26 protein-coding genes are annotated in these 26,365 nt (G+C 34.7%); 22 read left to right on the forward strand and 4 right to left on the reverse strand.

Annotated features, from left to right (window positions below; genetic code table 11):
* Positions 1-185 precede the first annotated feature (185 nt).
* The 6 genes from ylxM to rplS all read left to right on the forward strand — a co-directional run bounded on the left by ylxM (position 186) and on the right by rplS (position 4,083).
* On the forward strand, positions 186-527 hold the full coding sequence (ylxM, locus tag FD18_RS02495) for a YlxM family DNA-binding protein (RefSeq protein WP_057718395.1): 342 nt from the start codon (positions 186-188) through the stop codon (positions 525-527).
* A gap of 1 nt (position 528) precedes the next feature.
* Positions 529-1,959, forward strand: coding sequence for a signal recognition particle protein (gene ffh, locus FD18_RS02500; protein ID WP_057718396.1), 1,431 nt, complete (start codon positions 529-531; stop codon positions 1,957-1,959).
* An 85-nt stretch (positions 1,960-2,044) separates the two neighbouring features.
* On the forward strand, positions 2,045-2,317 hold the full coding sequence (gene rpsP, locus FD18_RS02505) for a 30S ribosomal protein S16 (protein WP_003647505.1): 273 nt from the start codon (positions 2,045-2,047) through the stop codon (positions 2,315-2,317).
* Between the two features lie 68 nt (positions 2,318-2,385).
* Positions 2,386-2,907, forward strand: a complete 522-nt coding sequence (rimM, locus tag FD18_RS02510; protein WP_057718397.1) for a ribosome maturation factor RimM — start codon at positions 2,386-2,388, stop codon at positions 2,905-2,907.
* Positions 2,897-3,619, forward strand: coding sequence for a tRNA (guanosine(37)-N1)-methyltransferase TrmD (trmD, locus tag FD18_RS02515; RefSeq protein WP_057718398.1), 723 nt, complete (start codon positions 2,897-2,899; stop codon positions 3,617-3,619). Before rimM ends, trmD begins: the two co-directional genes overlap by 11 nt.
* Positions 3,620-3,732: 113 nt before the next feature.
* A complete protein-coding gene (gene rplS / locus FD18_RS02520; RefSeq protein ID WP_057718399.1) occupies positions 3,733-4,083 on the forward strand; it encodes a 50S ribosomal protein L19 in 351 nt (116 codons plus the stop codon).
* A gap of 95 nt (positions 4,084-4,178) precedes the next feature.
* Here rplS and lepB read toward each other — a convergent pair whose 3' ends face one another.
* Positions 4,179-4,820 (reverse strand): signal peptidase I, encoded by a 642-nt coding sequence (gene lepB, locus FD18_RS02525; RefSeq protein WP_057718400.1) that lies wholly within the window; start codon positions 4,818-4,820, stop codon positions 4,179-4,181.
* Between the two features lie 179 nt (positions 4,821-4,999).
* On the opposite strand from lepB, the gene FD18_RS02530 reads away from it, so the two are divergent.
* Both FD18_RS02530 and FD18_RS02535 read left to right on the forward strand, forming a co-directional pair.
* Positions 5,000-5,431, forward strand: a complete 432-nt coding sequence (locus tag FD18_RS02530; protein ID WP_057718459.1) for a bis(5'-nucleosyl)-tetraphosphatase — start codon at positions 5,000-5,002, stop codon at positions 5,429-5,431.
* Entirely contained in the window at positions 5,415-6,062 is a 648-nt protein-coding gene (locus FD18_RS02535; RefSeq protein ID WP_057718460.1) for a uracil-DNA glycosylase, read from the forward strand. The genes FD18_RS02530 and FD18_RS02535 overlap by 17 nt, the downstream gene beginning before the upstream one ends.
* A gap of 31 nt (positions 6,063-6,093) precedes the next feature.
* On the opposite strand, the gene lexA is transcribed toward FD18_RS02535, so the two are convergent.
* Complete coding sequence (gene lexA, locus FD18_RS02540) at positions 6,094-6,717, reverse strand: transcriptional repressor LexA (RefSeq protein ID WP_057718401.1); 624 nt, start codon at positions 6,715-6,717, stop codon at positions 6,094-6,096.
* A gap of 137 nt (positions 6,718-6,854) precedes the next feature.
* Between lexA and FD18_RS02545 the strand changes: the two genes are divergently transcribed.
* From FD18_RS02545 to FD18_RS02560, 4 genes are all read left to right on the forward strand, one after another.
* Positions 6,855-7,103: a DUF896 domain-containing protein gene (locus FD18_RS02545; RefSeq protein ID WP_004897112.1), complete on the forward strand. Its 249-nt coding sequence runs from the start codon at positions 6,855-6,857 to the stop codon at positions 7,101-7,103.
* Between the two features lie 72 nt (positions 7,104-7,175).
* Complete coding sequence (locus FD18_RS02550; RefSeq protein ID WP_057718402.1) at positions 7,176-7,397, forward strand: YneF family protein; 222 nt, start codon at positions 7,176-7,178, stop codon at positions 7,395-7,397.
* Between the two features lie 75 nt (positions 7,398-7,472).
* Entirely contained in the window at positions 7,473-9,236 is a 1,764-nt protein-coding gene (locus FD18_RS02555) for an ABC transporter ATP-binding protein (RefSeq protein ID WP_057718403.1), read from the forward strand.
* Positions 9,229-11,022 carry an ABC transporter ATP-binding protein gene (locus FD18_RS02560; protein ID WP_057718404.1) on the forward strand — a complete coding sequence of 598 codons (1,794 nt, stop codon included), beginning with the start codon at positions 9,229-9,231 and terminating at the stop codon, positions 11,020-11,022. Before FD18_RS02555 ends, FD18_RS02560 begins: the two co-directional genes overlap by 8 nt.
* Before the next feature lie 54 nt (positions 11,023-11,076).
* Here FD18_RS02560 and FD18_RS02565 read toward each other — a convergent pair whose 3' ends face one another.
* Both FD18_RS02565 and FD18_RS02570 read right to left on the reverse strand, forming a co-directional pair.
* Entirely contained in the window at positions 11,077-12,258 is a 1,182-nt protein-coding gene (locus FD18_RS02565; protein ID WP_057718405.1) for an SAM-dependent methyltransferase, read from the reverse strand.
* Between the two features lie 67 nt (positions 12,259-12,325).
* The gene (locus FD18_RS02570) at positions 12,326-12,940 is read right to left on the reverse strand and encodes a lysophospholipid acyltransferase family protein (RefSeq protein ID WP_057718406.1); all 615 of its coding nucleotides are present in this window, start codon (positions 12,938-12,940) and stop codon (positions 12,326-12,328) included.
* A 68-nt stretch (positions 12,941-13,008) separates the two neighbouring features.
* Here FD18_RS02570 and FD18_RS02575 point away from each other — a divergent pair, with 68 nt between their 5' ends.
* The 10 genes from FD18_RS02575 (at position 13,009) to FD18_RS02620 (ending at position 26,265) form a co-directional block, all read left to right on the forward strand.
* Positions 13,009-14,031: a GIY-YIG nuclease family protein gene (locus FD18_RS02575; RefSeq protein WP_057718407.1), complete on the forward strand. Its 1,023-nt coding sequence runs from the start codon at positions 13,009-13,011 to the stop codon at positions 14,029-14,031.
* Between the two features lie 153 nt (positions 14,032-14,184).
* Positions 14,185-14,967, forward strand: coding sequence for a 30S ribosomal protein S2 (rpsB, locus tag FD18_RS02580; RefSeq protein ID WP_057718408.1), 783 nt, complete (start codon positions 14,185-14,187; stop codon positions 14,965-14,967).
* Positions 14,968-15,004: 37 nt separating this feature from the next.
* Positions 15,005-16,030 (forward strand): translation elongation factor Ts, encoded by a 1,026-nt coding sequence (tsf, locus tag FD18_RS02585; protein ID WP_057718409.1) that lies wholly within the window; start codon positions 15,005-15,007, stop codon positions 16,028-16,030.
* 109 nt (positions 16,031-16,139) lie between these two features.
* A complete protein-coding gene (gene pyrH / locus FD18_RS02590) occupies positions 16,140-16,865 on the forward strand; it encodes a UMP kinase (protein ID WP_057718410.1) in 726 nt (241 codons plus the stop codon).
* Positions 16,865-17,422 (forward strand): ribosome recycling factor, encoded by a 558-nt coding sequence (frr, locus tag FD18_RS02595; RefSeq protein WP_057718411.1) that lies wholly within the window; start codon positions 16,865-16,867, stop codon positions 17,420-17,422. The genes pyrH and frr overlap by 1 nt, the downstream gene beginning before the upstream one ends.
* Positions 17,423-17,441: 19 nt before the next feature.
* Positions 17,442-18,161, forward strand: coding sequence for an isoprenyl transferase (locus FD18_RS02600; RefSeq protein WP_057718412.1), 720 nt, complete (start codon positions 17,442-17,444; stop codon positions 18,159-18,161).
* A gap of 26 nt (positions 18,162-18,187) precedes the next feature.
* The gene (locus FD18_RS02605) at positions 18,188-18,979 is read left to right on the forward strand and encodes a phosphatidate cytidylyltransferase (protein WP_057718413.1); all 792 of its coding nucleotides are present in this window, start codon (positions 18,188-18,190) and stop codon (positions 18,977-18,979) included.
* Between the two features lie 12 nt (positions 18,980-18,991).
* Positions 18,992-20,248 carry an RIP metalloprotease RseP gene (gene rseP / locus FD18_RS02610; protein WP_057718414.1) on the forward strand — a complete coding sequence of 419 codons (1,257 nt, stop codon included), beginning with the start codon at positions 18,992-18,994 and terminating at the stop codon, positions 20,246-20,248.
* Positions 20,249-20,263: 15 nt separating this feature from the next.
* Positions 20,264-21,961, forward strand: a complete 1,698-nt coding sequence (locus tag FD18_RS02615) for a proline--tRNA ligase (RefSeq protein WP_057718415.1) — start codon at positions 20,264-20,266, stop codon at positions 21,959-21,961.
* Between the two features lie 5 nt (positions 21,962-21,966).
* The gene (locus tag FD18_RS02620; RefSeq protein ID WP_057718416.1) at positions 21,967-26,265 is read left to right on the forward strand and encodes a PolC-type DNA polymerase III; all 4,299 of its coding nucleotides are present in this window, start codon (positions 21,967-21,969) and stop codon (positions 26,263-26,265) included.
* Positions 26,266-26,365: the final 100 nt, after the last annotated feature.

Consider the following 26,365-nt stretch of genomic DNA (forward strand, 5'->3'; position numbering starts at 1 on the left):
CCTGTCGATAGAATATCATAGATATCCATCAACAGGATTTATTATAGAGCCAAAAAGAGAAGGTTAGGCGACTTGTTTGCCTAACCTTCTTTTTATAAAAAATTAACTCTAAAAGATAATTAAGTACAGACCTATCATTTTAGAAATGCGATTTTTTTGCTATACTTGTTCAAGGTGAGACAAAAATGGATGAACTTGAAAGAAACGAAAGATTAGGCGATTTATTTGCCTATTATGGTTCTTTGTTGACTAAGGGACAACAAGATTATTTTGAAGATTATTATTATAATGATCTTTCTTTAGGTGAAATTGCTGATAATCACCATGTCTCTCGTCAGGCTGTTTACGACAACTTAAAACGTAGCAGCAAGGCTTTAGAAAAATATGAAAATAAACTTCATATGAAGCGTGATTATTCTAGAATAGAAGAAAAAATTACTGAAGCTGTATATGCCCTTGAAAATGGCAAAATTAATCGAGCTCAGATTGAACTTTTGAAATTATTAAGACAAATGGGAGTAGAATAGTATGGCTTTTGAAAATTTAAGTGAAAGACTTCAAAAAGCATTAAAAAATTTAACTGGTAAAGGTAAGATCTCAGAAGCGGATATTAATGATGCTAGTCGTGAGATTCGATTAGCTTTATTAGAGGCAGATGTTAACTTTAAAGTTGTAAAAGACTTTATTAAAAAGATTAAAAAAGAAGCTCTGGGTAAGGAAGTTCAAGATAGCTTAAATCCCGGACAACAAATCATTAAAATTGTTGATGATGAATTAACAAAAATGATGGGAGAAGAAGCCGTTTCTCTTAATAAGTCCCGACATATTCCAACAATTATTATGATGGTAGGTTTACAAGGTACTGGTAAAACTACTACTGTTGGTAAACTTGCAAATTACTTAATGAAGAACGAAAAAGCTCGTCCATTGTTAATTGCAGGTGATATTTACCGTCCAGCTGCTATTGAGCAATTAAAGCAAATTGGTCAACAACTAGACGTACCGGTTTATAGTGAAGATAACCAAGATGTAGCCGAAATTGTAAAGCATGGTCTTGAAAAAGCTGATAAAAATAAAAATGACTATGTTTTGATTGATACGGCTGGTCGTCTTGAAATTGATGAACAATTGATGGATGAGTTGAAACGTGTAACTGAAGTTGCTCATCCTGATAATACTTTATTAGTTGTTGATGCAATGACGGGTCAAGCAGCTACACAAGTAGCAGAAGGATTTAATAATGACTTAGATCTAACTGGAATTGTTTTAACTAAGCTTGATGGTGATACTCGTGGGGGTGCGGCGCTTTCTATTCGTGCCGTCACTGGCCTTCCAATTATCTTTACGGGTCAAGGTGAAAAATTAACTGATCTTTCTACTTTCCACCCTGATCGAATGGCTTCACGTATCTTAGGTATGGGTGATATGTTGACCTTAATTGAAAAGGCTCAGCAAGATTACGATGCTAAAGAAGCCGAAAAGATGGCTGAAAAGATGCGGGAGAATACTTTTGATTTTAATGACTTTATTGATCAAATGGAACAAGTTCAAAAAATGGGTCCTCTAGATCAAATTATTAAAATGATCCCTGGATTGGGTAATAATCCTGCTCTTAAAAATATTCAGATTCCGGAAAAACAAATCGATCATATTAAGGCGATTGTTTACTCAATGACACCAGAAGAGCGTGAAAATCCTGATATTCTTAATCCATCAAGAAGACGTAGAATTGCTGCCGGTTCTGGTAGATCGATCGCTGAAGTTAATCGTATGATTAAGCAATTTAAGCAATCAAAAGAAATGATGCAAAAGATGACTAAGGGAGATATGGGGGAATTGGCTAACTTACCAGGGATGAATTCACCAATGGGTAAAATGGCTATGCGTTCAATGAATAAACGCTTTAAGAGGAATAAAAAGAAGCGCATGAAAAATATCAAACGCTATCGTTCAAAATAATTTTTAGCTGTTAAGGAAAAACACTTTACACATATTTTTCTTTATGCTATATTATTTAAGTCAAGAAATTTAGGAGGAATTATTAATGTCTGTAAAGATTCGTATGCGCCGTATGGGCTCAAAGAGAAAACCTTTTTACCGTATCGTAGTTGCTGATTCACGTATGCCACGTGATGGTCGTTTTATCGAAGAAGTTGGTTACTACAACCCACTTACTAACCCTGATGAAGTTAAGCTTGAAGAAGACAAGATTTTTGAATGGCTTGAAAAGGGTGCTCAACCATCAGATACTGTAAGAAGCTTACTTTCAAAAGCTGGTTTGATGACTAGATACCACGACGCAAAGTACGGTAAGTAATTTACTATTGCAATTAGAAGTTTGGGAAGGCTCTTCCCAAACTTTTTTATTTAGAAAGAATAAATTCTATGACTGAGTATTTTGAAGTTGGAAAAATATTATCTCCTCATGGTTTAAAGGGAGAGGTTAAGGTAAATGCCACAACTGATTTTCCAGAGGAAAGATTAGCTGCAGAGAGTAGATTGTTTATTAAAAACAATGACGAGTATCAAGCAATGGTTGTTGAAGTTGCTCGACGCCATAAGCAATTTTATTTGGTTAAGTTTGAAAAAGTTGATGATATTGATCAAGCAGAAAAAATTTGTGGCAAAGAGCTATATGTTGCAGAAACTGATCAACAAGAATTACCTGAAGGTAGTTATTACTTTAAAGATATTTTGAATTGTCCTGTATATGATGCTGAAACTGGTGAAAAATTAGGTATTTTAGAGAATATTGAAACTCCTGGAGCAAATGATATTTGGGAGATAAAGCCAGAACAGGGGAAGAGTTTTTGGATTCCAAATATTAAATCAGTTGTTAAGAAAGTTGATTTACCTAATAAACGAATAGAAGTAACTTTACTTGAGGGATTGCGAGATGAAAATTAATGTTTTAACTCTTTTTCCAGATATGTTTACTCCTTTGCAGGTATCCATGCTGGGAAGAGGACTAGAAGACAAAAAGTGGGAGTTAAATTTAGTTAATTTCCGTGATTTTACAACTGATGTTCACCATCATGTTGACGATACTCCTTATGGAGGAGGCGCCGGCATGGTTTTACAAATTATGCCGATAAAAAAAGCACTTGATTCTTTAACTAACAAAGGTAAAGTTATTATTACTGCTCCTCAGGGAAAGACCTTTAATGAAAAAATGGCTCAAAATTGGTCAAAGGAAGAAAATCTGACTTTTATTTGTGGTCATTACGAAGGTTTTGATCAAAGAGTGTATGACTTAGCGGATGAGACAGTCTCAATTGGGGATTACGTTTTAACTGGCGGTGAATTGCCGACAATGAATATGATTGATGCTACTGTAAGACTATTACCGGGAATTTTAGGAAATGCAGCTTCTCCAGTTGAAGAAAGTTTTTCTCATGGACTTTTAGAGTATCCACAATATACCCGTCCTGCAGATTTTGAGGGACAAAAAGTACCAGAAGTACTGACATCTGGTAATCATCAAAAAATTGCTGAATGGCGTCATAGGGAAGCTTTACGTGCAACATATCTTCATCGTCCAGATATGTTATCAGAACGCAATTTAACTAATGAGGAAAAGAAAATGCTAGAAGAAATTAAACTTGAAAAAGATAATTAGTATTTACAAGCTTTTTTCTATTTGATAAACTAATCGTTGTGGCATAAGCCACTGATTTATGGGTATTCCGCTGGCACTGAGTGTTGATGAATGCCGTAGAAGGAGAGACAATAATGGATCCATTAATTCAAGAATTAACTAAAGACCAATTACGTGATGATATGCCTGACTTCCGTGCAGGTGATACTGTTCGTGTTCACGTACGTGTTGTAGAAGGTACTCACGAACGTATTCAGATGTTCGAAGGTGTTGTAATTAAGCGTAAAGGTGCAGGCATCAGCGCAACTTACACTGTACGTAAGATGTCATCTGGTATTGGTGTTGAACGTACTTTCCCAGTAAACGATCCACGTGTTGCTAAGGTTGAAGTTCTTCGTCATGGTCGTGTACGTCGTGCTAAGCTTTACTACTTACGTGAACGTCATGGTAAGGCAGCTAGAATTGCTGAAAAGCGTCGCGGTTAATTCAATAATTAAGCAAGACAGGATTAAAAGCTATCTCAAACGAGATAGCTTTTTTTCATACCAAAAAAGAGTTTCAAAAATGAAACTCTTTTTAATTAATAAAATGTAATGTGACTTAGTGGCCAATAGCGTAATTTTACTACACCAACTATTTTACTTCGAGGAATTGTTCCAATGTATCGACTGTCTTTTGAAACACTTCGATGATCTCCCATTACAAAGTATGTATTAGCAGGAACCTTGTTAGTTTTTTGCATTTCTTTTAATTGCTTAGAAGTGTAGAATTGGCGATAATTTTGTGTTTTTGCAAGTGAGCTCAGAGTGAAGTTCTGAGTATTAGTATATTTGGTTCCAGAAACACCATCTTCACCATTATCAATTAGTTTTTGACCTGCTTTTAACCAAGGCTGATTTAACTTTTTACCATTGATATAAATTTGATTATTTTTACTTACAATCTTATCACCAGGTAATCCAATAACTCGTTTAATATATAGGGCACCTGGTTCATCTGGTGCGTCAACAATTACAATATCGCCTTGCTTAATTTGAGCATGACGAAGAGCAATTACACGATCGTTATTTTCAAAAGTTGGCTGCATTGAAATCCCAGATACGGTTAAATTAGCAAATACAAATCTATTTAGTACAAAGAAAATACCAAAAAAGATAGCTACTAAAATTAGTACCTGGAGAATCCATTGACCCCAGCTTTCAGCTTGTTCTTGTTTTTTCAATTTTTCCACCTTAATTTTTTCTATTTCAACATAAAGTTTAACCTTAAATAGAGATTTTGTCGATTAAACAAAAATAGAAGTAATAATTTCTACCTTATTTTTCAAGTTAGAAAGTAGATGTAAAAAGAGCTATAAAATCAAATTTAGCTTATAATAAAAAAGTAGGAGTGTGAATGGTTATGAAAGACATCCATGAATATTCAGCTGGAAGCATTATATACAGACTTAATAATGGAAAAATAGAATTTTTGCTAGCTCAGAGTAAGCTTAATAAAACTTGGGGATTTCCTAAAGGACATCTTGAAGAAGGTGAGAATGAAATACAGGCTGCTCAAAGAGAAGTATATGAAGAAGTAGGTTTAAAACCAGACTTTGATTTTAATTTCAAAGAAAGTATTACTTATAAAATTGCAAAAGATCGCGTAAAGACGGTTACGTTTTTTTTGAGTAAATTTAATTCGAATCAAAAGATTAAATTACAAGAGAGCGAAATTGGTGCTTCTAAGTGGTCAAGTTTGGAGGAAGCCAGTACTTGTTTACATTATGAGGAATTAAATGAACTCTTGAAAAAGGCACAGGAATATATTGAAAAAAATGAGATATCCAGATAAGTTATTAGAAGAAGTTAAAGATCGAGCAAAAGGAATGAAACTGGAAGGAATTAATTTTGGAGCTGGACCTGTTCATCCAAAATTGATGATTGTAGGAGAAGCCCCAGGAAGAGAAGAAATAGAGTCTTTGATTCCTTTTCATGGTGCTTCTGGTAAAGAACTAATGAAGTCTCTGGCTTCGATTGGACTTAAACGAGAAGACGTTTATATTACAAGTGCAGTAAGAAGTCGTCCATATAGTGTTAAGAAAGTTTTCAGTAAAAAAGAAAATAAAGAAGTAACAAAGTATCCAAATCGGAAACCAACGAAGAAAGAAATTCTAGCTCATGCACCCCTGTTAGATTATGAAATTAATTATGCTCAGCCAAAGATAATTGTTACAGTTGGGACGACGGCTTTAAATAGGTTGTTAGGAAATAAATATGAAATTAGCAAGGTGCATGGAAAGATTATAAAAAATACCCCAATTTTAAAGTTAAATGATGCAAAAGATGGTTATGTTTGGTCAAAAGAAAAATATACTATTATTCCACAATATCATCCAGCTGCAGTATTTTATAATCGAAAACTGGCTGAAACTATTACTCAGGATTGGTTAAATATAAAGCCCTTATTAAAAAGAGAGAATTAAAAAAGCTGGTAGGAAAATCCATACCAGTTTTTTAGTCGATATTATTACGATATAAACCTACAACCTTACCCAAAATCTGAACCACAGGTAAAATAATTGGATCCATTGTATCATTTTCTGGTTGTAATCGATAATAGCCGTCTTCCTTGAAAAATCTCTTGACAGTTGCTTCATTATCTTCGGTCATTGCAACAACAATTTCACCATTATTTGCACTAGATTGTTTCCGAACAATAACGTGGTCACCGTTAAGAATACCAGCATTAATCATAGATTCTCCATGAATACGTAACATAAAGAGCTCTCCAGCATCATTTTCGAGATCAGGTGGGAGAGGGAAGTACTCATTAATGTCTTGAATCGCTAGAATTGGTTGACCAGCAGTTACTACACCAACTATTGGGATATCCTTGGGCTTAATTCCTAGAACTTCACGGCCCTTTTCTGTAACTTCGATTGCTCTAGGTTTAGTAGCGTCTTTTAAGATATAACCTTTCTTTTCTAGGCGGGCTAAATGGCCATGTACTGTTGAAGTAGAAGAAAGATCAACAGCACTACAAATTTCTCTAACTGTAGGCGGAAAAGCACGCTCTTCAACAGTGTCGTAAATAAAACGTAAAATTTCTAATTGTTTATTTGCATGTGGTTCAGTCATAATTTTTTCTCCATTTAGTTACTTACTAATATTTTAACAAAAAAAGATTTGTTCGACAAACAGGCGTTCTTAACAGTTGAGTCTTTTTTTATTGGTATAATTAAGGTAAACTAACATTGTTTAGTGAGGTGTTTATTATGGATAAAAAAGAAGAAGAAAAATTAATTAAGCGGATTAATGAATTAACTAAGATTAGTAGAGAACGTGAACTAACTCCGGACGAATTAGAGGAACGTAAGAAGTTAAGAGCTGCTTTTCTTGAAAACTTCCGTGCAGGATTTAGACAACAACTTGAAGATACGGTTGTGATTGATAAAGATGGTAAAGAAGTTACATCAGAAAAGGCAAAAGAAGCTCAACGTCGCAAAGGATTAAGAAAAGATTAATTTTCCACTTTAAAAAAGACTATTTTTTTGGTATGCTGAAAAAGTACATTAATTTTCGGAGGTTTTTGGGAAATGAATTTAGGATTAGCAATTTTTCTTATTATTATCGCACTATTGATCGGTCTTGTTGGCGGATTTTATGGTGCTCGTGCATATATGAAGAAGTATTTCCAAGACAATCCTCCTATTAGTGAAGATATGATCGCAGCTATGATGGCGCAAATGGGTCAAAAACCATCCGCTAAGAAGCTCAATCAAGTTATGAACATGATGAAGCATCAACAAAAAAAATAGTAGCTTACTTTACTAATATTTGGTTTAGACAGAGGAATTACTCCTCTGTCTTTTTGTATATATGTGAGGTGAAATATGAACATTTTTAGTAAATTAGGATGGTTTTTTAAGCAAGAAAAAAAGCGCTATATTATTGGAATAACTTTTTTAGCATTAACTTCAATTGCTAATTTAGTACCACCTAGGATTCTAGGGTTAATGGCAGATCAACTTGATAAGGGATCAATTAGTTGGACTGAATATGGCGCACTAATTTTAGCTGTGATTGCTGCAGCAATTGTTTTGTATCTTTTGCGTTATTTCTGGCGTAAGCAAATTTGGGGCGGAGCAGCTGAACTAGAAAGACAGATGCGATCGCGTTTATTTAGCCATTTTATGATAATGGATCGAACTTTTTATCAAAGACACCGAACTGGTGACTTAATGGCACATGCTACTAATGATATTAATTCAATTCAAAATGTTGCGGGGGACGGTGTCTTAACTTTAGTTGATTCTTTAGTAACTGGTGGGACAACAATGATTGCTATGATTATTTTTACTGATTTTCGTTTGACAATTGTCGCTCTCTTGCCACTTCCATTTTTAGCTTTAGGTGCCTGGAAATTAGGCGATAAGCTTCACTATAGTTTTGATAAGTCCCAAGCGGCCTTTTCTCGGCTTAATAATAAGACGCAAGAATCAGTTTCTGGAATTAAAGTATTAAAGGCATTTGGTGAAAGTAAACAAGATTCTGCTGCTTTCAATAAGATGGTAGATGAAACAATTCAAATCAATAAGAAAGTTTTTAAGTGGGACTCAATGTTTGATCCACTTGGAACCTTAATTATTGGAGCAACATATGTAATTACTATTATTTATGGTGGTCTTTTAGTAACCAATCATACTTTATCTGTTGGCCAACTAGTATCTTTTATTGCTTATATTTCAAATATGGTTTGGCCAATGTTTGCAATTGGTTACTTATTTAATATCTTAGAGCGTGGATCTGCATCTTATGATCGTGTTGAGCGGCTATTATATGAAAGACCACAAATTACCGATGAGAATGCTGATCGCAATTTAACTGCTAGGGACATTCAAGGCGACTTAAATTATGATGTAAAGTCTTTTGCTTATCCCGATGAAAAAGAGATTCCAGTCTTACAAAACATTAATTTTAATCTAAAACCGGGACAAACTTTAGGTTTGGTTGGAAAAGTTGGTGCCGGGAAAACAACAATTATTGAACTTTTATTAAGGGAATTTGATAAGTACCAAGGAAAAATAACTTTAGGTGGTCATGATATTAGAAATATTCCACTAGAGTTACTTTTAAATGAAATCTCCTATGTGCCTCAAAATAACTTTTTATTTTCGACATCAATTGAGAATAATATCGCTTTTTCTGATCAAGCTGCAGGTGAAGAAAAAATTCAATCTGCTGCGCAAAAGAGTGATTTGCATGATGACATTATGCAGATGCCGGCTGGCTATAAGACTCTAGTTGGTGAGAACGGAGTGTCTTTATCTGGTGGTCAAAAGCAACGTTTATCTATTGCTCGTGCACTATTAAAAGAAAGTCCAATTTTGATTTTAGATGATGCTCTTTCTGCAGTAGATGCAAAAACTGAGACGGCGATTTTAGATTCACTTAAGTCTGAAAGAAAAGATAAAAAGACTTTGATTGCAGCTCATCGATTAACTTCGGTAATGGATGCAGACTTAATTTTAGTATTAAAAAATGGAAAAATTGTTGAAAGAGGTAAGCATCAAGATCTTCTTGACCAAGATGGTTGGTATGCTGAAATGTGGCGTAAACAAGAATTACAGGCAAAGGTGGGTGAACTAGATGGATAACAAGGAAGAATCAAAATCTGTTTGGTCAAAGGCGATTCCTTTTAAAGAACAAGTTCAGATTTTTAAACGTGTCTTAAAATATGTAAAGCCTTTTAAAGTAGAAATGGGAGTTGCAATTTTTGGTGCTTTCTTAGTAAGCGTAATTAATATGCTTTTGCCTAGGGGACTACAATTCTTTTTAGATAACTATTTGATTAAGCAAAAGGCTACTGTTCAAATTATTGTTTGGGCTGGTCTATTATACGGAATTGGAACGATTATTAAGGCAGTTCTGCAATTTATTTATCAATATTTGTATGCCTTGGGAGCCGAAAAGACACTTGAGAATGTTAGAAAGGATTTGTATCAAAAACTTCATAGTTTGGGGATGAGGTATTTTGATCAAACGCCTGCGGGGTCAATTGTTTCAAGAGTTACTAACGATACAATGACATTAAGCGATTTCTTAGGCGTGCTCTGTCAGGTGGTAATTGGAGTATTTTCACTAGTAACTGCTTTTGTAGCGATGTATGTCACTAATAAAGTAGCAGCATTAATTGTTTTATTATTTTTACCAATTTTAGGATTTGTTTTTTGGATTTATACTCAAAAAAGTTCGAAACTATATCGTGGATTTCGTGAGCGGTTAAGTAGAATTAATACCAATTTGAATGAATCTATTGAAGGTGTTTCTTTAATTCAACAATTTAAACAAGAAAAGAGAATGACTCACAATTTTGAAAATGAAAATGGGACTTTAATGAAAACTCGTTTTAACATGATTAGAGTTAATTCACTTCTTTTATCTCCAATGACTAGTTTGCTTTATTCATTAGCTTTGGCGTTAGTTTTAATGTATTTTGGCTTTCCACTACAAAAAATATTTGTACCCGCTGGAATTGTATATGCATTTTCTCAATATGTGCAACAATTTTTTAATCCAATCTCTACGATGATGGATCGAATGACGTTCTTTCAGGATGGAATAGTTGCGGGTAAACGTATTTTTAAAATTATGGATGAGCAAGAATATGAACCAGAGCAAGAAAACGATCAGAATGCTGTAATTTCTAAAGGAAAAATTGAATTTAAAAATGTGAGTTTTTCTTATGATGGTAAAAATGAGATTTTGCATAATGTTTCATTTGTAGTTAAGCCAGGAGAAACTTTGGGAATTGTTGGTCACACTGGATCAGGAAAGAGTTCAATCATTAATGTTATGATGAGATTTTATGAATTCGGTAGCGGTCAAGTTCTGATTGATGATATTGATATTAGAAAATTTTCTAAAAGGGAATTACGTAAAAAATTGGGGTTAGTTTTACAAGAACCATTTATGTTTTATGGTGATATTTCTTCAAATATTCGCTTGTATAATGATCAAATTACTGATCAACAAATTAAAAAAGCTGCACAAGCAGTTCAAGCGAATTCCTTTATTGAAAAAATGCCAGGTAAATATCATGCAAAAGTAATTGAGGGTGGCACAGAACTTAGTCAGGGACAAAGACAACTGATTTCTTTTGCAAGGACTCTGGTAACTGATCCGAAAATACTAGTCTTAGATGAAGCTACGGCTAATGTGGACACTGAAACTGAAAATTTGATTCAAGAAGGACTTAAAAAGCTTCGGCAGGGTAGAACGACATTAGCAATTGCCCACCGACTTTCAACGATTGCGGATGCTGATCAAATTATTGTTTTAGACAAAGGGAGAATTGTTGAACGTGGTACGCATCAAGAATTATTAGATAAAAAAAGATATTACTATAATCTTTATAAACTACAACAAACCAGTGATAAGTAAAAAGGTTTGGTCTCATGACCAAACCTTTTTTAATAGATATTCTACTATTTGTTGCTACTTATCATTTAACATATATTGACGGGTCATTGGTAAGTTCTTACCGGATGGACCTTTAGTTAATAAGTATTGGATAACATCAATGTTTCCTGATTCAAATGAAGCGGCACAAGCTTGTAAATACATATCCCACATTCTTGCAAAACGTTCACCCATCATACCTTCAACTTCAGAACGGTGATCGTTAAAGTTTTTGTCCCAAATTTCAAGAGTTCTTTGGTAATGGCGACGAAGCATTTCCATATCAGCAATTTGCAAGTTTGATTCTTCAATTCTTGAAACAATTTCAACTAAGCCTGGGATGTAACCGCCTGGGAAGATGTATTTATTAATCCAAGCGTTGGTTGCTCCACCTTGTTGACGAGTGATTCCATGAATTAATGCAACACCGTGTGGTTTTAAGTACTTAGCGACATCTTTAAAGTATTCCCCCAAGTTTTCCGAACCAACGTGTTCAAACATCCCTACAGAAGTTACATAGTCAAAATCACGGTTACCTAATTCACGATAGTCTTTAAGTAAAACTTCTGCTTGATCTTCAAGGCCCATATCCTTAATTTTTTTGTTTACAAGATCGAATTGTTCTTGACTCAAAGTAACACCAGTAACTTTAAGTCCATATTCTTTAGCTGCAGTTAACATTAAGGTTCCCCAACCACAACCAATATCTAACAAGGTCTTGCCAGGTTTAGGATCTAATTTTTGAAGAATGTGATGAACTTTTGCAATTTGAGCTGCCTCCAGATCATCAGTGTTGTCATTAGTGAAGTAAGCACATGAATAAGTCATAGTAGGGTCAAGCCATAGCTTATAGAAGTCATTTCCAATATCATAGTGACTTTGAATATCTTCTTGGCTTTGCTTTTCAGTATGCTTTTGCTTTGGTAAGAATTTTCTGAATTTTGAAGCACGCATGAAAGATTCACTACTTCCATAAGCTGCTTCTATTAATTGTTGAATGCTTCCTTTAATTTCAAGATCCTTGTTCATGTAAGCTTCCCCTAAAGCTAAGGAAGCATTACTTGTTATATCTTTAAAAGGAATCTTTTTGTTAAAAATAACCTCCACTTCTGGTGTACCATTTCCATAAACTTCTGATTTTCCATCCCAGTAGGTGACTTTTACTGGAATATTAAATGAATGACTAAGCATCATTTTATATAAAGGTTTTTCTAACATTACTGATTCTCCTTTTCTACATTAGACTATGTTATTTTAACACTAAAAAGGTTAAATAATAAAAAATTTATTTTGCAACATAATGAAAATCAGGATTCTGTTCTTTATCTAGTTTATCCCAGGCGTCTTCTAATTGTTTGTAGAGAGTGGGCGTAGTATCTTGGTTGATCTTTTCTCTACGAGGAATATAAATAGGATCACCAAAACAGATATCTAATGGCTTTCTTTTAAGCAGATCTTTAAAAGAAAGAGGTCCTTGGTAAACAACTGGGACCAATGGTTTATTAGCCATTTTAGCAATCACAAATGCTCCACTTTTGAGTTTCTCCGAGTGTCGAGTTCCAGATGGAAAAATGATTAGTGACAGCTCACCTTTGCGTAGGCCTTTTACTGGAATTTTAATTGCAGAGGGGCCTGGATTATCACGATTAACTGAGAATGCATGAGCATGTATTAAAATAAATCGTAGAATAGGATTTTTAAATAACTCTTTTTTTGCCATGAACATGAATTCCATTGGACTAGCAGCAAGTGCAAAAAGAATTGGTTCCCACCAAGTTCTGTGGGGAGCAACTAAAATGTAGTTTCCTTTAGGAAGGCGATCTTTATGATGAACATGTAAATGGCCATTTAAGACCCACACAATAAAGCGAGCAATAGGTCGAATAATTTTATAAAACATAATGTTTCCTCCAATTTTATCTATAGTATTATACAATACAGCTAAGAATTTTTAGAAGGGTATAGAAAATGGATCTATTAAAACCTAATGAACGAATTGATTATATGTACAATGATGATTTACGCATAATTCAAGAAAAAGATGCTTTTTCTTTTTCTTTAGATACTTTATTACTAGGATATTTTGCACAAGAGAAAATACATGATAATTACAAAGTAGTAGATTTATGTAGCGGGAATGCGGCTGCTAGTATTTATATGTCATATTTTAATCGCGCTCATTATGATGCCGTTGAGATTCAAAAAGAGATGGCTGATCAAGCAAGACGTAGTGTACAACTAAATAAATTAGAAAACCGCATTGAAGTACATTGTTTGAATGCTCTGGATGCACCAAAAAAGCTAGGGAAGGATAAATACGATATGGTTGTGGTTAATCCGCCTTACTTTAAAGTGCCTAAGGGACATGTTATTAATCCTGATGAGAAAAAGGCATTAGCTAGACATGAATTAGCAATTAATCTTGAACAAATCATAAAAGTTGCAAGCAATATGTTAAAGATGAAAGGAAAAATGTTTATGGTGCACCGGCCTGAAAGATTAGGTGAAATTATACACTATTGCTTAGAAAATCAGTTGAGTGTGAAATGGGTACAGCCTTTTGTTTCAAAAAGAAATGTGGATGCAAATTTAGTAGTTGTTGAAGCAATTAGAAATACCGCTAGTGATGGATTAGTCTTAAAAGATGCAATTGTAGTTCACAATGAAGATGGTTCGTTTACTCCAAAAGTTAGAGAAATAATCTCTGAAAACAAAAATAAAAAGCCTAAAAAAGAAAAATATTACTTTTATTGTTTATTGTGTAATGATGAAAGTTTTTATGGTGGCTTTACTAATGATTTGGAGAATCGTTTAAAAATGCACAATGAGGGAAAAGGTGCAAAATATACTAAGGCGCGTCGACCAGTTAAAATGATTTATCATGAAGAATTTGATGATAAAAAATTGGCTTTAAAAAGAGAATACTGGTTCAAGCATCATTCAAGAAAATGGAAAGAGAATTTTTTGCGCGAACATAATGTAAAATTTTAATTGCATTTGTAAGCTTAATTAGTTACAATGTTCAAGTATGCATTTTGCATATTTGAATTTATATCACATCAAGAGCGATTAAATTCCTAGGTGCCGATTTTGGTCAGAATTTAATACGACCTCTTGAGAGGAATTAACCAGGAGGAATTTTTTATGACAGTTGTTACTATGAAGCAATTGCTTGAAGCAGGTGTCCACTTTGGTCACCAAACTAGAAGATGGGATCCAAAGATGGCTCCTTACATTTTCACTCAAAGAAACGGAATCTACATCATTGACTTACAAAAGACTATTAAGATGTTAGATGATGCTTACAACTACGTTAAGGCAGTTGCTCAAGATGGCGGCGTATTTTTGTTTGTTGGTACTAAGAAACAAGCACAAGAAGCTGTTAAAGAAGAAGCTACACGTGCAGGTCAATACTACGTTAACCAACGTTGGTTAGGTGGTACTTTGACTAACTGGACTACTATCCAAAGCCGTGTTAAGAGATTAAAAGAATTAAAACAAATGTCAGAAGATGGCACTTTCGATGTATTACCAAAGAAGGAAGTTGCACTTTTGACTAAAGAAATGGAAAAACTTGAAAGATTCTTAGGTGGTATCGAAGATATGCCTAGAATTCCAGATGTTATGTTCGTTGTTGATCCTAAGAAAGAAAAGATCGCTGTTCACGAAGCAAACATTTTAGGTATCCCTGTAGTAGCTATGGTTGATACCAACACTGATCCAGATCCAATTGACGTCGTTATCCCAGCAAATGATGATGCAATTCGCGCAATTCGTTTAATTTCTGGTGCTATGGCTGATGCAATTATCGAAGGTAAGCAAGGCCAAGATGATAGTGAAGACGTTGAAAAGGAAATGGCAGATGCAGCAGCTGAAAACGGTGAGGAAGAATCAATCGAAGAAGTTGTTGAAAAGTCAGAAGACTAATTTGTTTTTACTGTTAGTTCTGTAGGAGGACATATTAATGGCAAAAATTACTGCTCAATTAGTTAAGGAATTACGTGAACGTACTGGTGCTGGTGTTATGGATGCCAAGAAAGCATTAGTAGAAGTTGACGGTGACATGGATAAGGCAGTTCAATACCTTCGTGATAAGGGTATGGCTAAGGCTGCTAAAAAGGCTGACCGTGTTGCAGCTGAAGGTTTAACTGGCGTTTACGTTGATGGTAATGTTGCAGCTATTACTGAAGTTAACTCAGAAACTGACTTCGTTTCATCAAACGATAAGTTTGTTAAATTAGTAAATGCAGCTACTAAGACTATTGCTGAAGGTAAGCCTGCTGATATGGCAGCTGCTGAAGAATTAAAGATGGATGATGGAACTACTTTAGCTCAATCATTTGTTGATGCAACTGCAACTATTGGTGAAAAGATTGTTTTACGTCGTTTTGCTTTAGAAGAAAAGACTGACGATCAAGAATTCGGTGCTTACCAACACAATGGTGGTCAAATTGGTGTTATCACCGTTTTAGAAGGTGCTGATGCAGCTACTGCTAAGCACTTGGCAATGCACATTGCAGCTATGAGTCCTAAGGTTATCTCACCTGATGAATTAGATGATGAATTTATTACTGATCAATTGGCTGTAATGAACCACAAGATTGATCAAGATAACGAAAGTCGTGCATTGGTTAACAAGAAACCATTACCACACCTTGTTTATGGTTCAGAAAAGCAATTAACTGATGATATCTTGGCTAAGGCTAAAGAAGATATCAAGGCTGAGCTTAAAGAAGAAGGTAAGCCAGAGAAGATTTGGGATAAAATCATTCCTGGTAAGATGCAACGTTTTATTGATGATAATACTCAAGTTGATAAGCAATTTGCAGTTTTGTCACAAAACTACATTATGGACGACAGCAAGACTGTTGGCGAATTCTTAAAGGAAAAGGGAGCTAAGTTAGTTGCTTTCCAACGTTACGAAGTTGGCGAAGGTATTGAAAAGAAGCAAGAAGACTTTGCTGCTGAAGTACGTGAACAAATGAAGTAATTATTTACTTAAGAAAGGAGTAACGCTTAGGCGCTACTCCTTTTTTTCGGTATAATATATTGCAGTGATTTTATGGTAAAATGGTAAAAGCAAATGAGGAGGTAAATTTATGAGTCAAGTTAAGTACAAATGTATCATTTTAAAAGTTTCAGGTGAAGCACTTGCTGGTGAAAAAGGTACAGGTATTAATCCTGAAGTTATTAAGCATTTAGCTGAAGAAATTAAATCTGTTCACGACATGGGCGTTGAAATTGGTATTGTCTGTGGTGGCGGAAATATGTGGCGTGGTGAAACCGGTGCTAACCTAGGTATGGAAAGAGCACAAGCAGATTACATGGGAATGCTAGCTACAATTATGAATGGTTTAGCATTACAAGATGGGCTCGAAAACTTAGGTGTTCCTACACGTGTTCAAACATCAATTGAGATGCGTCAAATTGCAGAACCTTATATTCGTCGTAAGGCTGTTCGTCACTTAGAAAAGGGCCGTGTAGTTATCTTTGGTGGTGGTACTGGTAATCCTTACTTCTCAACTGATACTACTGCTGCATTACGAGCTGCTGAAATTAATGCTGATGTAATTTTGATGGCTAAAAATGGTGTTGATGGAGTTTACTCAGCTGATCCTAAGGTTGATCCAAATGCTAAGAAATATTCTGAATTAACTCAACTTGATTTAATTTCAAAAAACTTAAAGGTAATGGATAGTACTGCAAGTTCACTATCGATGGATAATAATATTCCTCTAGTTGTCTTTAACGTAAACAAGCCTGGTAACATTAAGAAAGTTGTTATGGGCGATAATATTGGTACTGTAATTAAGGGTGATAAATAATGGCTAACGAAGTAATCGAAAAAGCAAAAGAAAATATGAATAAGTCTATTGCCGTATTCCAAAAGGAATTAGGCGGTATTCGTGCAGGTGTTGCGAATGCAAGCTTATTAGATGGTATTAAAGTTGATTATTATGGCGTTCCTACTCCTCTTACGCAAATGTCTAGTGTAAGCATTCCTGAAGCTCGTGTTTTAATGGTAACTCCATATGACAAGTCAAGTTTAGATGATATTGAACATGCAATTTTAGCTTCTGATCTTGGTATTACGCCAGCTAATGATGGTACTGTAATTAGAATTGTGATTCCTCAATTGACTGGTGAACGTCGTCAAGAAATCGCTAAGCAAGTGGGCAAACTTGCTGAAAAAGGAAAAATTGCAGTTCGTAATGTTCGTCGTGATGCTATGGATACTTTAAAACGTCAAGAAAAAGATGGTGACATCACTGAAGATGAACAACGTAGTTTAGAAAAGCAAGTTCAGAAAGTAACTGATGATGCGACTAAAGAGATTGATAAATTAGCCGACCAAAAGAGTCAAGAAATTACTCAAGGTTAGTCTAGGATTTGATAAACTTATGTCAGAATCGAAAAAACCACTTAATCATTTAGCCATAATTATGGATGGAAATGGCCGCTGGGCTAAAAAAAGACATATGCCTCGTTTTGTAGGTCATCGCCATGGAATGGATAATATCCGTAATATTGCTCTTGCCGCCAATGATTTAGGCATAAAGGTTTTAACGCTTTATGCCTTTTCAACTGAAAACTGGGCTCGTCCTACTGATGAAGTAAATTATTTAATGCGTTTACCAATTGATTTTTTTGATAAATTTATGCCTGAGTTAATGGATAATAATGTTCGTGTGAATATTATGGGTTTTGTTGATGAATTACCTGAAAAGACATATTTGGTAACGCAGAAGGCAATGAAAGAAACTGCTCATAATACAGGCATGATATTAAATTTTGCTTTTAATTATGGATCACAGCGTGAAATAACTGCTGGAGTTCAAAAAATTGCGCGCAAAGTAAAAGAGGGAATAATTGATCCCAATAATATTGATGAAAAGATGGTTTCAGATCATTTATTAACTCATTCTTTGGCTCCATATGAAGATCCTGATTTGTTGATTAGAACATCAGGTGAAGAGCGGTTATCCAATTTCTTATTATGGCAAATGGCCTATACTGAATTTAGTTTTTCGGATAAATTATGGCCAGATTTTAATAAGGATGATTTAGAAGAATTAGTTAAAGATTATCAAGGACGTAATCGTCGATTTGGAAAATTGTAAAATTTATTAGAACTGTAGAATTTTAAATGAAACAACGTGTAATAACAGCTATTGTAGCTTTAATTTTATTTATTCCGATTGTTTTAATGGGTGGCATTTGGATTGATGTCTTGGTCTGCGCATTTGCAGCAGTTGGAATTAGCGAAATCTTTATTATGAAGAAACAAATTATTGTTTCTTGGGACTTTATTTTAGCCTTATTAGCCACTTTAACTATGGCAGTACCTGATTCATTCTTTAAGTTCTTGCCGGCATTTTTAAACAAATATGATGTTTTTTATATTTTTGTAATGTTAATGCTAGTTAGAACAGTTCTGTCAAAAAACAAAGTGACATTTGATGATGCGGGAGTTTATACGCTGGCTGCTTTATATATTGGAACAGGTTTTCACTTTATGGCAGCAATTAGAAATGCACATCTCGGTTTAGCTATTTTAGGTTATGTATTTGCAGTAGTATGGTCAACTGACATTGCCGCATATATGGTAGGGCGCAAAATAGGTAAGCACAAATTGTGGCCTGTAATTAGTCCTAATAAAACTTGGGAAGGTTCTATTGGAGCGGTAATTTGTGCTGTGATTATTGCAGCAATTTATGTTACCTTAGTACCTACTGGCAGGAATAATGCTTTAATGATCATTTTAGCTTTCTTCCTATCAATTGTTGGTCAAATAGGAGATTTAGTCGAATCAGCCTATAAACGCTTTTATGGTGTGAAAGATTCAGGGAAGATGTTACCAGGTCATGGTGGAATATTGGATCGGTTTGATAGTATGCTTTTCGTTTTACCTGTTGTTGCATTTATGGGTATTTTATAGGAGAACTGCTTAATGAAAGGTATTTTAATCTTTCTAGTTGTTTTTGGGATACTTGTCTTTGTCCATGAATTTGGACATTTTATTGTTGCAAAAAAATGTGGGATTTTAGTTCGAGAATTTTCAATTGGTATGGGGCCAAAGCTATTTCAAAAAATGCGAGCTAAAACAACATATACTATTCGTTGGTTGCCATTAGGGGGATATGTTCGCTTAGCTGGTCCAGACGATGCAGCTAAAATTGATCCTGGTACTACCGTAGTTTTACAGTTAGATAAACACAATAAGGTAAAACGAATTGATGCTTCTGGGTCTCAAATGCCAATTGAAGGTGTTCCAGTGCAAGTAAATTCAGCTGATTTAGTTGATGATCTAGTCATTCAAGGCTATGAAAATGGTGATGAAGATCAACTGAAGACGTACCATGTTGACCATGACGCTACAATTATTGAACAAAATGGTACTGAATTGTTAATTGCACCAAGAAATACGCAATTTCAAGAAGCAAGTGTTGGTAAAAAATTAGCAACAAACTTTGCTGGTCCTTTTATGAATATTGTTCTTGGCTTTGTTGTCTTCATTATTTGGTCTTTAGTGGCACCAGGAGCTCCAACTACTACAGTAGGAAGCACAATTGCTAATCAACCTGCACAAGTGGCTGGTATTAAAGCTAATGATCAAATCATTGCAATTAATAATAAAAAAATTAATAATTTCAATCAGATTGCAGTTGAACTTGCTAAAAGCAACGGTAAGAAAGTTGAAGTAATTGTAAAGAGAAATAATAAAACAAAAGATTTCTCTGTAAAACCAAAAGCAAAGAAAATAGATGGTCAGAAAATCTACCAGTTAGGTTTTTATGGTAAACCGGATAATAGTTTAGGGGCTAAACTACAACGTGGGTGGACTACAAGCGTTAATACAACTGCCTTAATATTTAATGCTGTGGGAAACTTGTTTAAACACTTTAGTTTGAATAAACTTTCTGGACCTGTTGGAATTTATTCTCAAACAGTTCAAGTGTCAAATATGGGATTCACATACTTATTAGCATTTTTAGCAATGATCTCTATTAATTTAGGTATTGTGAATTTGATTCCGATTCCTGGACTAGACGGCGGAAAGCTTTTGCTTAATTTGGTTCAATTAATTATAGGAAGACCAATTCCGGAAGATAAGGAAGCTATTGTAGATGTAATTGGTGTTGTCATTCTACTCGCATTGATTATTGCAGTAACTGGCAATGATATTTATCGATATTTTATTAAATAATTTTTGGAGGAATAAATGCGTCAATCAAAATTTTTTATGCCAACATTAAAAGAGGCACCTTCTGATGCTGTAGCAAAAAGTCACCAACTAATGCTTAGAGGTGGTTATATTCGTCAGGTAACTGCAGGTGTTTATGCTTATTTGCCTTTAGGTTATCGAGTATTGCGCAAGGCAGAAAATATTATTGAGGAAGAAATGGACAATATTAATGTGCCAGAAATGATTATGCCTCATCTTTTGCCAGCTACTTTATGGCAAGAATCTGGTCGTTATAAAAAATATGGCGCAGAAATGTTTAAGCTACAAGATCGTCATGGACGTGAAAGTTTATTAGGTCCAACTCATGAAGAAACTTTTACAGAAATTGTTGCTAAAAATTTGAAGAGTTATAAGCAAATGCCACTTGCTTTATACCAAATCCAAACTAAATTCCGCGATGAAAATCGTCCACGTTTTGGTTTGCTTCGTGGAAGAGAGTTTGTAATGCTTGATGGCTACAGCTTTGCTGCAACTCGCGAACAATTAGATGAGCAATTTGATGATCAAAAGAGTGCTTACTTAAAGATCTTTAATCGTGCAGGCGTTACTGTACACCCAGTTATTGCTGACTCAGGAACAATGGGTGGTAAGAATTCAACTGAATTTCAAGCACCTGCAGCAATTGGTGAAGATACAATTGCTACTAATGAAAAAGGTACTTATGCTGCAAACCTTGAAATGGCAAAGAGTATTGATACCTTCAAGCAAGATCCAGAAGAAGCAAAAGAGTTAACTAAAGTTGCTACACCGGATTGCGATACAATTGAAAAATTGGCTAAATTTTTGAATGTTCCAGCAACTAGAATTGTGAAGAGCATTTTGTATATTGCTGATGATCAAAAGGTATTAGTTTTAATTCGTGGTGATAAAGAAATCAACGAAGTTAAATTAGGTCATGTTTTAGATGCTGATGATGTTCATGTAGCAAATAAGGTTGAGCTTGAAGATATCACTGGCAGTGCTAAGGGTGGGGTTGGTCCCGTTAACGCTGATTGGGCTGATAAGATTGTCGCAGATGAAACAGTTAAAGGTTTGTACAATGTAGTGGTTGGTGCAAACGAAACTGATTATCAATATCAAAATGCTAATTTAGATCGTGATTTCAAAGTCGATGAATTTGCTGATCTACGTGTTGCAAATGAAGGAGAACCAGATCCTGTAGATCATTTACCATTGAAGTTTACGACCAGTATTGAAGTGGGGCATATCTTCAAACTTGGTACTTACTATACCAAAACTATGGGAGCTGATTTCTTAGATAATAATGGTAAAGCTAAGCCTGTTATTATGGGTTCTTATGGAATTGGTGTAACTAGAATGCTTTCAGCAGCTGTAGAACAACACTTAACAGAAAACGGAATTGCTTGGCCAAAGGAAATTGCTCCATTCGCTATTCATCTAATTCAGATGAAGATGAAAGATGAAACTCAAACTGAATTAGCTGAAAAACTTGAAAAAGAGCTCTCAGCTAAGTATGATGTTTTATACGATGATCGAAATGAGCGTCCAGGCGTTAAATTTAATGATGCAGATTTAGTTGGTGCGCCATTAAGAATTACGATTGGCCGTAAAGCAAAAGATGGTATTATAGAAATTAAGCGTCCAACTGACGAAAAAGCTGTTGAAGTTAATATTTCTGATTTGGATGCAGTGATTACAAAAGAGTTAGGATAATTTTTGTGACAAAAAAGAACGAACTTTTCAAAAAACTATTAGATCAAATTAAGTTTCCTGATAAGTTTGAAGATAATGATATTGTCCAAAATGGTGAAATTGAAAACGTGGATGTATACGCTAATGAAAGAAAGTGGAAAATCCACGTTTTTTTTGATACACCCTTAGATTTTGAAACATATCGTTCCCTTAATGAACTTATTCATCAAACTTTTGAGCCTTTTGTTGATGTGGAATTGTTAGTCCAAACAAAGGATGGTAACAGTCAAAAATTACCAGATTATTGGACTTATGCTATTCAAAATTCAAATAATTTAAAGCCTGCTGTTCGAGAATTTTTGCAGGGACAGGCACCTCATTTAGAAAAAGAAAAATGGCTTATTCCGACTCAAAATGAAGTAGTTAATGGTTTGCTTTCAGAACAAGTCTTAGCAGAACTAAATAGCGAATTTAGACGATATGGATTTTTTAATATTAAATTTACAACGAAAGTTGACGAAAGAAATATTGATGAAAATCTAAGAAGTCTAGAAGAGCAACAAGCTCAACATGAATCTGCAATGCAGGAATTTTATGAGAAAAACCCTGCTGAACCCAAAAAGAAAATGCCTGTTAAAAGTACAAGAATGGGTACCAAAAAAATTGATAGAAAAGCTCAATTTATTCAGATTCAAGACTTGGAAGATGGTAGTGGAAATGTTGTCATTGAAGGACATATTTTTAATACAGATATTCGAGAATTAAAGTCCGGAAGTGTAATCTTTACGGGTGAAATTACTGACTATACTGATTCAATCAGCTTTAAGAAATTTGTTTCTGATCAAGATCAAATTGATTATCTTAAAGGAATTAAGCCTGGAGTTTGGGCACGCATGCAGGGGTATGCAGCTGATGATCAATATCAACATGATGTTGTATTTAATATTCGAAATTTAGAATTAATTGAACATAAAGGCCGAGAAGAAAAGTATGAAGGTGAAAAAAAGAGAGTCGAATTGCATCTTCATACCAACATGAGTCAACTTGATGCTACAAGTACAGCTAGTGATTTCATTAAAACTGCTAAAAAGTTTGGACAGAATGCAATTGCAATCACGGACCATGCTGATGTGCAAGCCTTTCCTGAAGCTTATCACACTGGGGCAAGTGAAAAGATGAAAGTTTTGTATGGTTATGAGGCTAATATGATTGATGATCATGCTCTATTAGTTCTTAACCCTACTGAAATGGATTATCGTGATCGCGAATATGTCATCTTTGACGTTGAAACAACAGGTCTTTCCTCTGTTTATGACACCATTATTGAAATTGGTGCAGTAAAAATGAAAAATGGCGAAGTACTTGAGCGATTTGATGAATTTATTAATCCTCATCATCCTTTGAGTGATACTACCATTAATTTGACTTCTATTACTGATGAAATGGTTGGAGCAGCTGATGATGAAAAGGACGTAATTAAGAAATTTAAAGATTTTTATGGCGACCGACCTTTGTGTGGACATAATGTACAATTCGATGTTGGTTTTGTAAATGCTGCATTACGTCGTGCGGGTCTAGAGGAAATTTCTCAACCTGTTGTAGATACACTTGAAGTTTCAAGACTCCTTCATCCTGAACAAACTCGTCATACACTAGATTCTTTGGCTAAAAAATATAATGTAGTTTTGGAACATCACCACCGGGCAAACCAGGATGCCGAAGCTACTGGATATTTAATGTTTAAATTACTTGATGCGTTTAATGCACGCTTTCATGAAGCTGATTTGGGCAAAATGAACGATTATGCTAAATATGGTCAGGTATATAAACGTGCTAAACCAAGTCATATGAGCGTCCTTGCTTTAAATCAAGAAGGACTAAAGAATATGTACAAACTTGTATCCTTAGCAAGCACTAAATACTTTTATCGTATTCCTCGTACACCTAAGTCTGAGTTAAGAAAATATCATAAAGGTTTATTATTTGGTAGTGGTTGCTGGCAAGGCGATGTATTTATTTCGATGATGCAAAAAGGATACGATGAAGCACGTGAAAAAGCTAAGTTTTATGACTATCTTGAAGTTCAGCCACCAGCTGCTTATCAAACTTTAATCGAAGATGATTTAATTAAAGATGAATATGAGTTGCATGAAATTATTCAGAATATTTATAAACTGGGTAAAGAATTAAATAAGCCAGTGGTAGCAACCGGAGATTCACATTATGTTGAGCCTCATGAAGCAATTTATCGTAAGATTTTATTGGCAGCTCAAAAAGGAAATCCTAATCGCAATAAAAATTTACCTGATTTACATTTCTATTCAACTCAAGAGATGTTAGATGCATTTAGTTTTTTAGGAGAAGATATAGCAAAAGAAATTGTTATTGAAAATACTAATAAGTTAGCAGATCAGATTGAAGAAATCGCTCCAATTAAGAGTGGATTGTATCCTCCTCATATTGAAAATGCGGATCAAGAAATGAAGGACCTGACTTATAACAAGGCGTATGAGTTGTATGGAAAACCTTTACCTAAAATAGTTAAAGATAGAATTGAGCTTGAATTAAACTCAATCATTTCTAATGGATATGCCGTAATTTATTTAATATCTCAACGTTTGGTTGCTAAATCGAATAAAGATGGATACTTAGTTGGTTCTCGTGGGTCTGTGGGATCTAGTTTAGTAGCTACAATGTCAGGAATTACAGAAGTAAATCCGCTAGCTCCTCATTATCGTTGTCCTAAATGTAAATATTCTAAGTTTTTTGAAAATGGAGAATATGGTTCTGGTTATGACCTTCCAGATAAAGATTGCCCTAAATGTGGAGCTCCATTAGTAAAGGATGGACAGGATATTCCATTTGCGACTTTCTTAGGATTTCACGGGGATAAAGTTCCTGATATTGATTTGAACTTTTCTGGGGACTATCAACCAGTAGCTCATAATTATATTAGGGTTATGTTTGGTCCTGATAATTCATTTAGAGCTGGAACAATTGCGACAGTTGCTGATAAGACAGCTTATGGTTATGTTAAACATTATGAAGATGAAAATGAATTACATTTAAGAAATGCGGAACTTGATCGTTTGGCAGCAGGTGCATCTGGAGTAAAAAGAACAACTGGTCAGCACCCTGCTGGTATTGTTGTTGTTCCTGATGATATGGATATCTATGATTTCACACCAGTACAATATCCGGCGGATGATTTAAGTGCAGCTTGGCTTACAACACACTTTGATTTCCACTCTATTCACGATAATATTTTGAAGTTTGATATTTTGGGACATGATGATCCGACGATGATCAGAATGTTACAAGATTTATCAGGAATTGATCCTTTGACTATTCCACCGGACGATCCAGGAGTAATGTCACTATTTTCAAGTCCAGAGATTTTAGGTGTAACGCCCGAACAGATTCAATCAAAGACGGGGACTTTGGGAGTTCCAGAATTTGGTACTAAGTTTGTTAGAGGGATGCTCGAAGAGACTAAGCCAACAACTTTTTCAGAATTATTACAGATTTCAGGATTGTCTCATGGAACTGACGTATGGTTAGGAAATGCGGAAGATCTTATCAATAACGGAACTTGTAAGTTAAAGAATGTAATTGGTTGTCGTGACAACATTATGATGGACTTGATTCACTGGGGCGTGAAACCAGAGGTAGCTTTCTTTACAATGGAATCAGTTCGTCATGGTAAAGGTATTAGCGATGAAAACATGGAAATCTTGAAGAAGAACGATAAGATTCCAGATTGGTATATTCCATCTTGTTTAAAGATTAAATATATGTTTCCTAAAGCCCACGCGACAGCTTATATTTTAATGGCACTTAGAATTGCTTGGTTTAAGGTATATTATCCAGTTATTTACTATGCTTCCTATTTCTCTGTACGTGCTGATCTATTTGATTTAGTTGCCATGAGTCATGGTAAGAATACGGTTAAAGCAGCAATGAAAGAAATTCAGGATAAGGGAATGGATGTTTCCGCTAAGGATAAATCATTACTTACTGTTCTTGAAATTGCTAATGAATGTTTGGAACGTGGAATAAAAATTAAGATGGTTGATGTAAATGAATCAGAAGCAACTGATTTTAAAATTATTGATGATCATACTATTTTGGCTCCATTTAATGCTGTTCCAGGATTAGGTGACAATGCTGCTAAGCAAATTGTTGCTGCACGCGCAGAACAAAAGTTTCTTTCGAAAGAGGATCTTTCTACACGTGGGAAAGTATCTCAAACAATCATGGAGTATTTTGAAAACAATGGTGTTCTTGAAGGGATGCCAGATCAAAATCAATTATCGCTATTTTAGTGTTAGAATTTACAAATAGCAGTAAATATGCTATTCTAAAAACGAAGTTCGAATAGCAAATTCGAGTGAGCAGTAATGCTCACTCTTTTTATTACGGAGG

The organism is Lactobacillus taiwanensis DSM 21401, from assembly GCF_001436695.1.
GTDB lineage: Bacteria > Bacillota > Bacilli > Lactobacillales > Lactobacillaceae > Lactobacillus > Lactobacillus taiwanensis.